Origin of the sequence: Citrobacter sp. Cf132, from assembly GCF_030333885.1 — a bacterium.
Lineage (GTDB): Bacteria > Pseudomonadota > Gammaproteobacteria > Enterobacterales > Enterobacteriaceae > Citrobacter > Citrobacter freundii.
Map to the genome: position 1 here is coordinate 45,410 of NZ_JAOWFA010000048.1, position 12,812 is coordinate 58,221.

16 protein-coding genes are annotated in these 12,812 nt (G+C 52.3%); all 16 read right to left on the bottom strand.

Features of this window, described 5'->3' with window-relative positions:
- Positions 1 to 4: 4 nt before the first annotated feature.
- The 16 genes from OGV85_RS07105 to OGV85_RS07180 all read right to left on the bottom strand — a co-directional run bounded on the left by OGV85_RS07105 (position 5) and on the right by OGV85_RS07180 (position 12,732).
- Positions 5 to 1,342 (bottom strand): S49 family peptidase, encoded by a 1,338-nt coding sequence (locus OGV85_RS07105; RefSeq protein WP_131445824.1) that lies wholly within the window; start codon positions 1,340 to 1,342, stop codon positions 5 to 7.
- The gene (locus OGV85_RS07110; protein WP_003826190.1) at positions 1,323 to 2,915 is read right to left on the bottom strand and encodes a phage portal protein; all 1,593 of its coding nucleotides are present in this window, start codon (positions 2,913 to 2,915) and stop codon (positions 1,323 to 1,325) included. Before OGV85_RS07110 ends, OGV85_RS07105 begins: the two co-directional genes overlap by 20 nt.
- Complete coding sequence (locus tag OGV85_RS07115) at positions 2,912 to 3,118, bottom strand: phage head-tail joining protein (protein ID WP_003034782.1); 207 nt, start codon at positions 3,116 to 3,118, stop codon at positions 2,912 to 2,914. Before OGV85_RS07115 ends, OGV85_RS07110 begins: the two co-directional genes overlap by 4 nt.
- Positions 3,118 to 5,040, bottom strand: a complete 1,923-nt coding sequence (locus OGV85_RS07120; protein WP_127785559.1) for a phage terminase large subunit family protein — start codon at positions 5,038 to 5,040, stop codon at positions 3,118 to 3,120. The genes OGV85_RS07115 and OGV85_RS07120 overlap by 1 nt, the downstream gene beginning before the upstream one ends.
- Entirely contained in the window at positions 5,015 to 5,560 is a 546-nt protein-coding gene (locus tag OGV85_RS07125; protein WP_000453624.1) for a terminase small subunit, read from the bottom strand. The genes OGV85_RS07120 and OGV85_RS07125 overlap by 26 nt, the downstream gene beginning before the upstream one ends.
- 250 nt (positions 5,561 to 5,810) lie before the next feature.
- Positions 5,811 to 6,539, bottom strand: a complete 729-nt coding sequence (locus tag OGV85_RS07130) for a Fur-regulated protein (protein ID WP_127785555.1) — start codon at positions 6,537 to 6,539, stop codon at positions 5,811 to 5,813.
- Positions 6,540 to 6,553: 14 nt separating this feature from the next.
- Positions 6,554 to 6,727, bottom strand: a complete 174-nt coding sequence (locus OGV85_RS07135) for a hypothetical protein (RefSeq protein WP_153752826.1) — start codon at positions 6,725 to 6,727, stop codon at positions 6,554 to 6,556.
- Between the two features lie 123 nt (positions 6,728 to 6,850).
- Positions 6,851 to 7,390: a DUF2514 domain-containing protein gene (locus OGV85_RS07140; RefSeq protein WP_127785553.1), complete on the bottom strand. Its 540-nt coding sequence runs from the start codon at positions 7,388 to 7,390 to the stop codon at positions 6,851 to 6,853.
- Positions 7,387 to 8,004 (bottom strand): glycoside hydrolase family 19 protein, encoded by a 618-nt coding sequence (locus OGV85_RS07145; protein WP_127785551.1) that lies wholly within the window; start codon positions 8,002 to 8,004, stop codon positions 7,387 to 7,389. Before OGV85_RS07145 ends, OGV85_RS07140 begins: the two co-directional genes overlap by 4 nt.
- Positions 8,004 to 8,285 (bottom strand): phage holin family protein, encoded by a 282-nt coding sequence (locus OGV85_RS07150; protein ID WP_127785549.1) that lies wholly within the window; start codon positions 8,283 to 8,285, stop codon positions 8,004 to 8,006. The genes OGV85_RS07145 and OGV85_RS07150 overlap by 1 nt, the downstream gene beginning before the upstream one ends.
- A complete protein-coding gene (locus OGV85_RS07155; RefSeq protein ID WP_001283171.1) occupies positions 8,272 to 8,658 on the bottom strand; it encodes a phage holin family protein in 387 nt (128 codons plus the stop codon). The genes OGV85_RS07150 and OGV85_RS07155 overlap by 14 nt, the downstream gene beginning before the upstream one ends.
- Positions 8,659 to 9,199: 541 nt before the next feature.
- On the bottom strand, positions 9,200 to 9,889 hold the full coding sequence (locus OGV85_RS07160; RefSeq protein ID WP_023196866.1) for a bacteriophage antitermination protein Q: 690 nt from the start codon (positions 9,887 to 9,889) through the stop codon (positions 9,200 to 9,202).
- A gap of 21 nt (positions 9,890 to 9,910) precedes the next feature.
- Positions 9,911 to 10,966, bottom strand: a complete 1,056-nt coding sequence (locus OGV85_RS07165) for a DUF968 domain-containing protein (protein ID WP_127785545.1) — start codon at positions 10,964 to 10,966, stop codon at positions 9,911 to 9,913.
- 10 nt (positions 10,967 to 10,976) lie between these two features.
- Positions 10,977 to 11,498, bottom strand: a complete 522-nt coding sequence (locus tag OGV85_RS07170; RefSeq protein ID WP_106107112.1) for a hypothetical protein — start codon at positions 11,496 to 11,498, stop codon at positions 10,977 to 10,979.
- Positions 11,495 to 12,331, bottom strand: a complete 837-nt coding sequence (locus OGV85_RS07175) for an antA/AntB antirepressor family protein (protein WP_237430821.1) — start codon at positions 12,329 to 12,331, stop codon at positions 11,495 to 11,497. Before OGV85_RS07175 ends, OGV85_RS07170 begins: the two co-directional genes overlap by 4 nt.
- Complete coding sequence (locus OGV85_RS07180; RefSeq protein ID WP_164846790.1) at positions 12,331 to 12,732, bottom strand: ORF6N domain-containing protein; 402 nt, start codon at positions 12,730 to 12,732, stop codon at positions 12,331 to 12,333. Before OGV85_RS07180 ends, OGV85_RS07175 begins: the two co-directional genes overlap by 1 nt.
- Positions 12,733 to 12,812: the final 80 nt, after the last annotated feature.

Below are 12,812 nucleotides of genomic sequence, written 5' to 3' on the forward strand. Positions count from 1 at the left end.
CCTCTTAAACAGGCGTATTTAACAAATCGTCACCCGCTTCGGCAGAAGCGCTACCTGCCGTTACGGTGCCGGGTGCGGTTTCCATCAGACGATCCAGCGCGGTATCCGTACGCGCCTGAGCACTCAGAGGAGCCGCGGAAAGGATGCGCTGGGCACTTTCCACCGTCATCCCGGGCGTTTCCGCCAGCGCGCGCGCCTGTGATTCACGCCCTTTCGCCTCTTCACAGTTCAGGATCCCCATAATGCGACCGTTTTCGGCTGCGACCGCCGCTGCCACCTGGCTGCTGATATCAACAGTTGCGCCCGCTGCAGGGTCAGTAACGACCGCAGCAGGCACGTCAACGGTGGCCACGGTCTGGTCAGCAGATGCTGCTGGTTGAGTGGTATCTGCGGATGCAGTAGTACCTTTCATGCTTCCTCCTCGGGAAATCATCGTTCGTTTGTTAATTGCATCGCGCATAACGTTCAGCGCATCCATGTTGTTGACCAGCTGCTCCGCCAGGCCGTTGTCAACTGATTCCTGGCCTGAAAACACAGCTGCTTCAGTATCAAGAACGGCCTGAACCGACATGCCGGTATAACCCGCCACCTTTTCAGCGAACATCTGCCGGGTAGCGTCGATACGCGCCTGAAAATCTGCGCGTACCTCTTTGGGTAATTTCTCGTAGGGGTTCCCGTCCACCTTGTGATCGCCGCTGTAAATCAACGTGACCTCAACGCCGCTGGTTTTAAGGGCGGCGCCGTAATTGCTGTGGGCCATCATGACCCCGATGGATCCCGTTCTGGCCGTCTGGGTCACAAGCCGACGTGATGCCGCACTGGCAATCAGCTGGCCAGCGCTGCAGTTCATATCGTTGGCTAACGCCCAGATGGGTTTGATATCCCGCATGCGGGCGATGATGTCCGCACAGTCAAAGGCACCCGCCACCATTCCACCTGGCGTATCCATATCCAGAAGAATGCCGTCTACACCCGGATCGCTGATTGCCTGCTGGAGGCGGGCGATGATGCCGTTGTACCCCGTCATCCCCGAATACGGCTGGAGTGAGCGGGTTTTACTGACCAGCGTCCCGGAAACAGGCAGCACCGCGATACCATCAGTGACCTGGTAGCTTCGCGCCGGCTTTGGCCCCATTTCCTCATCATCACCAAAGAGTGCCAGCGGTTCAGCCATCTGCTCTGCGCCAAGCGTAACGCCCGACACGGTGTCGGTCAGACGGGTGATACCTAACTGACCAGCGAGCGCGCAAAAGAAAACCCGCGCATAGGCGGGTTCAAGTAAAAGCGGCTCATTGAAGGCCATACTGGCAATGTGCGGGAGATTACGCAGCTCTGGCGTCATCGGTCCCCTCCTCATTCGATTTTTTCAGTCCAGACTCAAAGGCCGAAGCCGCCCACGCTGGCGGTTTAAGTCCCGCTGCGCGGCGCTCCATCGTTTCGCGAACCTGCTGGGCAAAGATTTCCTGATAATCTTCCCCGCGTTTGGCGCATTCCTTCTCATAGGTGCTCAGCCCCGCCTCAATGAGCATGACAGCCTCCTGCACCTCCTTCAGACCGTCAATGGCCATTCTCCCGGAGCCGATCCAGTCTGCATTTCCCCAGGCGCTTCTCGCCTCCTGAAAACTGAATCGGGCTTTAGACGGTAGTGTCACCACCCGGCGAACAATGGCCTCTTCCAGCCAGCATAAAAACATCTGACAGGCCTGGCGGGAGGCAACAAATTTGCGACGCCCCATAAAGTACGCCCAGGACTCGTTAGCACTGGCGCGGGCGGTGGAATAACTCATCTGCGAATAGTTGCGAGAGAGTTGCTCATACGATACACCCAGCCCTGCAGCAATGTAGCGCAGCAGAGATTGTTCAAACGTCGAATAGCCGTTATCAGTATCCTGCGCTGACTGAAGATTCAGGGAGTCGCCCGGCATCAGATGCGGCACCTTCGCGCCGCCGAGACGAACCGGCGCCGCGGTATAGTACGAGGCCATCTCCCCCAGCCAGCCAGTCATCTTGCTTTGCTGCTCTTTACTGTCTGAGCCGAGAATAAAGTCCATCGCAGTTTGCGTATCCAGCTCACTTTCAATCGTAGCGGCATACATCGCCTTAACAATCGCACTCTGGAGCTGCGTATTTTGCAGTGTATCGAGCATTTTCATTTGCTCCATGACGCTGTAAAACACGTTAGCACCGCGTGTCTGCCCATCTTCCAGGGGTTCAAATACGTGGATAAAGGAAGGCCGGCCGCCGGGCAGTTCACGCGGGATGTAGGTCCACTTCTGCGCCATCCACCCCGGATAGCCATCCTCGCTGACGTAATATCCCAGCGCGGCACCACTGTCATTTGTTCTGACACCTGCCCGACAGTTTCGCGTGTCTCCGGCATTATTGGGGTTGCTGATGCGTTTTGGGCTCACCATCTTGAACTGTGTGCGGAAAAGACGCGTGGAATCACTGTCCCAGGTGGCCTGTGCACATAACTCACCGTTAAACGCATGCATGGAAACACCCTCGCGGATCATCATGGTGAATGTACGCTTACGTTCCGCATCAATGCAGCAGCAATCGTCCTCCGCAAATTCTTTCCAGGCCGCCTCAACTTCACGAGAGAACGCCCGGGCCTCTTCCTCTCCAATGCCCAGAAAACGCCAGCTGGGGCGATAACTGAGCCGGAAAAATGACCCGACAATGTGATCCTGATGGAGCTGTACCGCGTTTGCCGCATAACCGTTATTGCGGACCAGATCGTCAGCGCGCGCGTTACCACGGGAAAAATTAGGCAATAACGCAGCATCTGCGCTTTCACTCGGTGGATTCCAGGCGCGGAGCTGACCGCCAAAGCCACCAGCACCGCCATGATATCCGGCATAATCCCGCAGAGCGGTTTTACCGTCCGGTCCTAACAAAGCAGGTGTTTTCATGCGTAAAATCCTGCCGGTCCCCGGCGTCGTGGAGTGGTGCCAACCTGTGACTCAAGTTCGGCAATGTATTTCTTCAGGTCACTGACTGAAGTCGCAGTGAACTCAACCCGCCGGCCGTCTTTTTGCACCGTTGCCACCCGCTTTCCCATCATGAGGTCATGCAACGCAGCACGGGCGGCATCCAGATCAGTCTGTGTCGCCATTATTCATCTCCAGATAATGCCCGGGCATAATCAGCCAGGGTTTTGTTATTGGTCCGCCCCCCCTCTTCCTCCAGCAGGCTCGCGAGCAGTGAATCAAGATTCAGTTGCCATCGCGAAATACTGATCCGCAGGGCCGCCAGCGCATACACGAAGCAGTCCAGCGCCTCATTTCGTCGCTTTTTGCTGTCCCAGACGATTTTCTTACGCCCGTCCACCCATTTTTCAACCTGCTCCTCAGCAGTAAGCTGCTGTGCCTCAGCCAGATCATAAATTTCGGGGTTATTAGGGAAATGCACGGCACCGGCAAGAGGATCACTCCCTTCCGGCTGAAGTGTGAAGCGGTTATAAATCTGCTCCTTTGCGGTATCAGTACCCACTTCCGTAAGATAAACGCCGTTCTTGTTGCGTTTACGCGGCATATTCGCGACGGGCTTGCCGTAAACGGAAGCCCCTTTAATCGGGATCACGCGAAACAGGCCATGCATTTTTGAGCGATTGTAGACAATGGTGGGGTCAATACCGCCGATATCCCAGCAGATACGGGATACCGACATTTCCACGCCATTCTTTCGGGGGTAGGTTTTGTTAATCGCCTCGTCCACCCTGACGAGGGTCGCTTCATCATCATGACGGCCCATAATGATTTGCCGGTCAATCAGCCAGCTTTCCTCTCCGGGTCCCCATCCCCAGACGCGCATTTCATATCGATCCAGCTGTGAGTCAATCCCGGCTGTCAGATAAGCAACACGATCCGGTACGGATGCCCCAAAAAACTCTTTGCGTTCGGCCATGAGCTCCGCGTCAGGCCGTTCACCAATTTTAGGCTCCCATGTTTCGCCCAGAGTGGTGTTCACGAAGGTTTTACGCTTTCCGGTATCCCCTTTCGTTTTTAGCCAGTCTTTAACGATCTGTACCCAGGTGGTAAACGGGCTGTATGCCGTCCAGATGTGAAACGTCACGCTGTCTGGCGGGTCGATTTCGGTGCCTGTTGATGAAAACCAGGATAAACCATCACGCGTCCAGATCCCGGTGGTGTCACAGATGTAACGAGCTTCACTGAAATCCAGCTCCTGCTGCTTAATGACGCAGGCATTATGTTCACACAGGTAAAAGACGCTGGAGGGATCGCCAGGTGTCCATTTGAACCCGAACGGGGTTTCTTTGTCGCCGAACTTCAGGTACTGCTCTTCACCACAGTGCGGACAGGAAACATGAAAACGCATGAAATGCCCGGACTCGCTGGCAGCACGCTCAATCTGGCAGGTCCCCTTTGTTTTTGGCGTTGAGCCGCGAATAGATTTGGGCCAGACAGACCCCTCAATACGTTTATCACCCAGGAACGTCGGGGATCCCTCTTTCTCAATATCTTCATCGAATGCCGCCAGTTCATCGTAACCGGCGACATCGACCGATTTCTCACGATAGTTTTTCGCCGCTTTACCACCCAGACACCAGAACCCGCGACCGTTGGAGAAGCGTTTCATACTGAGCGTATTGTCCCGGTGCTTTTTTCCATACCAGGGGGCCAGCGCCAGAAGTGACGGAATATCGCGAATCGTCGGCTCAACATGCGACTTCATAAAGTTTTCGGCGTCACCATCAGTAGGCAGCCAGATAAGGGAATTTCGCTGCTTGTGCTGAATAAAATACGCATAAACACCCAGCAACATTTTTGAATAGCCAACACGGGCAGACTTAACAACGTTGACCTCACGTATGTAATCGTTACCCATCGCATTCATGATCGCGCGTTGAAACGGCAACGTTTCCCAGCGCCCTTCCTGGTAGGCCGACTCTTTGGGGAGATAGTAATTATCGTCTGCCCATTCAACCGCCGTTTGCGGCTCAGGTCGGTACAGCGAAAGTAGACCCGCGCGCGCAGAGTGCTGCAGCCCCTTAACCTGACTGTTCGATATATTCACTCAGCAACCCCGGTATTATTTCATCCAGCGCAGCTGCTTTGTTCATGGCTTTAATGATGTCCTTCTTGAGGAAATCAATATGTCGGTTTTCCAGCTCCGGGAAGCGCCGCTGAACCGACAGAGGAACTCCATCAAGAATGCTGGCTACTTCTCCGGCCATCCGCGACAGCACGAACGTGCAGAATGCGGTTTCCACCACCTCAGCGGAATCTTTTGCATTTTTTAGTTCCTGGGCATCTGCCTGCGCTCGTGTGAGGCGGTGACGCTCATAGTCAATCGTACCAGGCTGAAGGTCGGATTCCGATGCAAGACGAAGGTCTTCCACCTCCTTGCGTAATTTCTCATTCTCAATCGCCGCGTCGCGTGCGGAATACCATTCGATAGCCGCGGAAGATTCATAGAGGACCTCATTACCTTTTCCACCGCCACGTGCTACAGGCATTCCCTGATCCTGCCAGTTCTGAATGGTTCGCACGCTGACCCCAAATATTTCAGAAAGACGCTTTTTGTTGACCTCCATAGCTCACTCCATACACAAAAACAGAGAAAGGAAACACCCTCTGGCTATTTAGCCGTTTTTAAGGCTTATCATTTCCTTTCTTTTCAGGGGGTGTTTACAGTTAAAACAATGAATTAGCGAGAAGAAGAACGGAAACGGCAAATGCCTGAAAATTTTCATAAATAGCGAGAATCTGCGAGGTCGCCGCCCCGTAACAGGCCGGATCGCCGGAAAGGACCCGCAAACGATACTGATTATCATTTGCATATCATCATCGACGGCACTGCCGCCAGATAACACCACCGGGTAAACATTCCATCATGATGGCCGTGCGGACATGGGAAGCCTGTTCATCCATCGCTTTCTTGTCTGCTGCCACTTGCTTTGCGACATCACGCGCCGCACATTCAGCAGCGTTTTTCAGCGCGTTTTCGATTAACGCTTCAGTGTTGGCATCAATACCAGGTTTAACTTCGAACTTATCGGTACTGATGGTTACCTTGTTCTGCGCTGGCTCATCACGCATGATATCAAAGCTGATGTTGTAGATATTGGTCACCGGCTGAGGTGTTTCGATTGCCGCTGCATGGATAGCACCACTGGCGATAGTGGCGTCCTTGATGAATGGCACTCCATTGCGAATAAGTTCGAAGGAGACAGTGTCACGAATACGCTGGTCCAGCTCGTCGATTGCCTTCTGTGCAACTGAGGTATCAATCTCAACGCCAAGCGTCATCGAAGCGCAATATTGCTGCTTACCAAAACGCGTATTGACCAGGTGCTCAATGGCAAATTTCTGCCCTTCTGATGTCAGAAAGGTAAAGTGATTTTCTTTCTGGTATTCAGTTGCTGTGTGTCTGGTTTCAGCAAAACCAAGCTCGCGCAATTCGGCTGTACCAGATTTAGAAGGCAGATCACCAGACAACAACGCGCCACGGAAAAACAGCGCATAAAGCACATCATTAGCAGCGCCAGATAGCGTAATAATTTTCTCAGCCATTATTAGATCCTTTTTTAAGCGCAGCCCAATTGTTTGAAGGTAGAAGGACGACCACTGCGTAAGGCATGTTTATCATCACCGAGCACACCGATAACAATGCGTGCTCTTCCCTTTTTATCGCTGACGATCATTCCGTCATTGCGAATAAACACCCTCAATCCTGACTTTGATTTTTTGCCAAATTGCATAGCTATTTCCTTTTAGACGTGAGCCTGTCGCACGGCAAAGCCGCCGAAAGTTTACGGTTTGCCCAGGCTCACAGCTGAAAGACTTTCTTTGATGTGCGCGTGCGATGCGCATAAAAAACCCCGCTATCGCGAGGCTATAGGATTGTTATTTGACTCTCTCACCGAATCGTAAATGCGTTCACAAGTCATCCCGGCGGCATAGCGTTCGTCAGCGATTCCAGCATAACGTTTAGCTTCTGCTGCAATATCTCCGAGCATGTCGGCGAGCATTCTGGCGTCGGCTCCGGCTGTTTTGCTTCTGACGGCAGCGGCAAGATCTGCGGTGTGCTTTGCGGCGTCCAGGCTGGTAGCGAGTTTTTTGGCTTGTTGCTGCAGCTTGCTAACAGTGGCAGACAGGCCAGCAGCAGTGGCAGCAGATTTAGCGGCTTGTGCTTGTGCATCTTTTACAGCCTCATCACGGGCAATTATGCGCCCTTGTTCAATCCAGCGGGCGGCAGTTTGCGCGTTCGCTTCCTGTGAAGATTCCATGCTATTACGGTCAGCCCACTTCTTTTGCCAGCCCCTCTCACTCCATATGTTCCCGGCAAAAAATGCACCAGCCAACATCAGCAAAACAATGATTGTTTTCCACCGCGCCTTAACGAAAGCAAAGACCGCTGTCATACCAGCAACGCCGCCCGCGCTTTGTTATAACGACTATTTCTGTCAGCCAGTCCATTCTGGCCACCGTTGATAATCTGCGTTACACGGACAACATCACCTGAATACATCAAGCAACCACGTAATGTGAAATACCATGCAGCAGAACGAGCTGCATGCTTCTCCTGTGTCAGCAACTCTGGTGTGCTGATCAGATCAAGCTTCAGCGCCGCACCGCATTTGGCGTAGTTCTCGCGGCCGGTGATTTGAATCAGGCCACGACCGCGATATTTCCAGCCGTCACCCTGGCTGTTATTCCCCATGCGGTCACCATAAACCAGATTGGCTATTTGCGGCTGGTGGGCCACCTGCTTACCATCTACACGCCCCAGCATTTCACACTGATACGGCGTCAGGCGTTTACCAAAGGTTTTCTTCAGCCCGCCTACCGAGTAGTTGAAGCTCTCGACCAGCGAGGTAAAACCAGCAGATTCATGCCCAACTTGTGCAATGAACATGGCCTGATCGTTAACTGCTGTGATTCCAAACTCTTTCATTGCAGCATCAATGTGCGGAAACCAGCGTGCAGAAAGCCCGGCGCTGATACCAGCCGCCTGCTGAAATTGTGATTGGTTCATTATTGCCTCAGATGATCAACCAGGCGTGCCACGTTGCCTCTGACGGCAACCAGCACAGACAGGAAAATAATGTTGGCCCCGATAGTGACCCACGATGAATAAGGGTAGATGCCGCACAGATATGCCAGCGGAACTGCGCTGTAGATGACCGTAAGCAGCCAAGCCAGGCGAGATATCCATGGTCGATGTCGCGAATCGCCACGACGATAAAACATCAGGGTCAGCACTACCCCAGCGCAAAGCAATGCATTTAAAGTTGCCGATGGATCATTTTGTACCACCTGAACCTCCCCGGCGCGTTATCAGCGCCACCAGCGAGCCAACATCCTGATTATTCAGGAACGTCAGGATTTTCACGGCTAAAGCAGAAACGATTACGGCGCCAATGGCATCCAGAGGCTTATCACTGTAGCCGGTAGCCTGAGCCAGCTTTGAACCCACCAACCCGGAACAAAGGATCCCCGCGATATACGAAACCAGAAAATATGCCAGTCGGCGCGCCGCACTTAGATCCGCTGCGGTTGCAATGTAAAATACAGCCCCGGCAAATGCGCCAAACACCACACCATAATCGGTTCCGGACAGAAATCCATAGACGCTGGCTCCCGTCAGGACACCACCAGCCAGCCCAGTACCGGAAATCGGATCGGACATTTAGCCCCCTCTTAATTGCTGTGATTCCTCTCAGAAATGAGGGGATGTGGAATCAGGCAACCGGGCTCTTTTGTTCAAATAAAAGTAAGGATGATTCCCGGTGCCTGAAAATGGTGATCACCACATCCACAGGGGCGTGATGATCGTTATGTTTTGCTCAATTTTTCCACCTCTTCGGTGGTCTGAATAAATCTGTCAGCTTCCAGTTCTACTGTGCAATCTCGCCAGCCGTTGCTGGTTTATCGCTTAGTTCATTGAAAACAGCCTTTGCCGTTTCTGTCATATCTTCCTGATTTAGCATGTCTTTTACCTAAAATTAGTTGCGTGACATACAGATAACTCTGGTTGGCGACACCAGCAAGAGAAGAATTCCATTCTGCGACCACCAGCGCCTTTATGCGCCGCGAATGGCTAAATTGCCATAAAAAAACCCGCTCATTGGCGGGTTTATAAAACTTTAGCAACATATCAAATATGCTTCAAATATGGCTTATTTTGTTGCATTTTGCAAGCGCGTTTGAAGGAGATAGTGAAATTTACTTCACATTTCTGCCACTTTGAGGGCTTCTTCTTCCTCATAGTATTCAAGAGCCATTGCCAACGCAGATTCATCAAGCTGGGTAAAAGCGGCCTTTAACCCAGCCCAGTGCCCTGAATAGACACGCAACCATGTCGAACGGTCAACGCTAACCATACGGGCCAGCGCCGCACCAGCGTAGTCTTTATAGGTTTCATTATTTCTGGTTGCGGCAATTTCCTGCCCTGCCAGCCATACCAGGCCTATCAGTTTCTTAACTACGCGCTCCTGAAGCGAGTTTTCACCCAGGCATTTCTGATAAGTTTTCCAGACGTATTCACACATCATCACCTGGTGCTTATAGCTAAGGTCAAAACCGTAGCAGTACCGCAACCAGGCCTGCTGGTATCCACTCAGCGCGGACACTGCCCTACGCCACGGCGCGGACTCAAATTCCGCATCTTTTATCGGCGGCATTGGCCTGCGGCGGCTGCGTGTTTCCAGCACATACAGTGGCGCGGAAAGAGAGTTAACAAAGCGTGGCCCCTTCTCTCCTTCAAGTTCGACGAGATGAATTCCACGGCGCGGGGTGGCATTTTTGTCTGCTGGTGGGTGTTCACTGAAAGCCTCAAGCTGCCCTTTTGTTCCCCCGGAGAGGTCAGGTAGCGCGCGGCGCAATTCTATTCTTACAAAATTCAGGTCTTGTTGATTCATGCTTCTTTGCGCTCCATACACTTAAGCTTTCGCAATTACGCCGATCGCCAGCGCCCGATCCATAAAACGCAGTAGCAGCTCAAGCTGCGTACCATGCTTCTGCTCGAATGCCGGTACATCGGCGTGTAACTCGTCGTGGCACTCTCTGCACAGAGGGATCACGAAGAGGTCATGGGCTTTTGTTGCTGTACCACCCATACCGTGCCCTACGATATGGTGCGGATCATCTGCTGGCCGTCGGCAACACTCACAGGGTTGTGTTTTAACCCAGCGGGTGTACGTCTCATTTATCCAGCGGCGACGTTTTGGCCTGAGCATGAAAGATTCCGGAGACTCCGGATCGACGGTTAACGTCAGTATTGGCTTTTGGGTTTCCACATCCAGGCTATCTGACCGCCTGGCTGGTAACGTATCAATCGGCCTGGCTTTTTCCTGCATAATGCTGGTGGCCGCCGGCATAGGTACGATGTCACTTTCCCGGTAAACAGATAATAATGGTTCGTCTGGCAAACGTAGTGCCCGTTGCGCCATTCCTTCAGTGACGGCATCAGCTACACCTGACTGAACAGCCCACCAGCAAAGCTCGGCTAAAGACAGGGAGCGCTCTTTGTTGTAGCCAAGCCCAACCAGAACGGTATCAACAATCCATTCGGCAACATTGCTCAGGGCAAGCGCCTGCAGCCTTTCCGTTGACTGCCCGCGCAATTTGTTATCGCAGTGCCAGCACACCACCAACGCGCCAGGCGGATGCCATAGTGTCGTTAGCTCGGCATGATGGTAGTCAGAAACAGAGTACTGGCACTTTTTAACGCGCTGACGAAGCCAGTACTCAAGCCCGGACATACCACCAGCAGCAGTAATTACCCGTTCATCGGTGAAGAAAGTGTGAAGGCTGGCATCTTCCAGTAGCGGTTGCCGTGCATCGGGGATCCGACCAGAAGGAAGCCTGGCCATGTTTTCTGGCTCCCGTTCAACGAGCACGCGACCTGATGCAAACAGGTGCATTAGCTCCCGTCCAGGCTTGAACAGCACCACGCCAAGGCGTGGCACCATTTCAGGGGTAAGTAAGGCTCTCAATGCCTACCCCTTATACCGTCAGATCTTTGAATTTCTGCACCGCTTTCCCCATATCCGCCATTGCATCCACAAACTCATCAAACTTACGGCTTGCCATTCCATAAGCCTGTAGGATTTCAAGCTTCAGAGGATCGAGTTGTTTTTTGATTTCAGCGCGGTCGCCTGCCTTTTTTTCAGCTTCTTCAGCGGCGCGAATGAGGGCTTCAGCCTGCTTACGTAATTCTTCAGGGGTCACGGTTGGCTTATTCATAGTGGCTTCCTTCAATGGCTTCGACGACGCAATAACCGGCGCCACGGATTTATGACCAAACTTAGGGTGATGCAGGGTTGTTGTCCTGCCGTCATCAGTGACGCAGAGCAGGCTGTTTTCGCGGATGATATCGATCAGATTTTCTTTATCCTTCCGGCTCAACGAGCTATATGCTGATACTTTGTGCGTCAGATGGGTGAGCGTTGCCCCATCGGGTTGTTTCTCAACAAAACGTTTAACCCTGGACAATACTGGCTGAAGGTGCGGAGGGGTCACTCTCACTGGAGACCCCCAGCTAAATCTTTATCGTGGGTAAAACTACCGTTCCAGGTGACCTTCATCGGAAGCTTTCCCTTCAGGTAGTTTTTGTACAGCCAGACAGCGCCTTCACGCAGCAGGACGGGCTGGTAGGTAGTAAAGCTCACCGCAGAGTTTGGCGATACTTTACTGCTTTTCTCGGTGAGGTATTTGTCGCGGGCATACGAGCGAACACGCCACTGTGCGCTACGGCCTTCGGGATTGTCATCGTATAGCCAGTTAGCAGAGACAAGCCAGGCACTGATTTTGGAGGTATTCACACCATTCAGGCGCTTACAGAACTGCACAGGGGAAAGCCCGTCAGTGAAGAGACTCTCGAGATGCTCGATATATTCGGCCTGCTGGTGGGTAACTGTTTCCGCGCGCTGCCTGGCTTCAAATTCATCAGCCCATGCTCTCGCAGCCTGTGCCGGATCAGAGAAATTTGGTAATGATGGTGTACCAACTCGCATTTTCGCTTGTTGTTCGCATGTGATGAAATAACGACGAACCTGACGACCCTTCTCGTTTCTCTCCACCATTGCCAGTTCTTTACCCATATCAATGGTAATCAGGTAGTCATGTTCCATCTGCTGCCGAGATTTTGCGCTCGCCCGTTTTGGCGTGCTCAAACTTTCAACAATGATGTAATCAACTCCAGTAGTGAAACCGTACTGGCTAATACGCCCTTTAATCCAGTTGGTGAAATCACGCCCAACGCCGAGAAAGGCATGTAACCTTTTAGCGCTGACCATCGGGGTTATGTGGTTGCCAATATTGCCCTGAGTAATCGGGATGACCTGATGTAAATGGCTCATTACCAACGCCCTCCCAGCTCACGGACAAAATGCATCGACAGCTGTTCATAGACAAGCCACGCCTCATCAGTCTCTACAGTTTTAGCTATATTTAGTGCGCCAGAGATGGTCCAAAGAATCATCTGAGAAGTGTGTTTACTAACAAATCCATTGTGTTGATCAGAAAGAAACTTCAGTTCGGATCCGGTGACAACAAAGTAATGACGATGCTCTTTGAAGCGTTTTTCATTCCGCTTAAAGTTTTGGTGGATGCGCACGGGCTCGATTTTAAGGGACTGCGCAAGATCTTGCGTTGCGATCAAATGCTGCTGCCGAAAGCAGATGAACGGCAAACCTGCGATAGAATGAGTGATATTACTATTTTTGGGCGTAGCAGTGCCCATAACATGATGATTGCTCATATTCTCTCCATACTCTGATTGTTGCGACGGGCCTGCACGCCCGTTTCGCTTGCACTTTCCGACATTACTGCCATAACGAC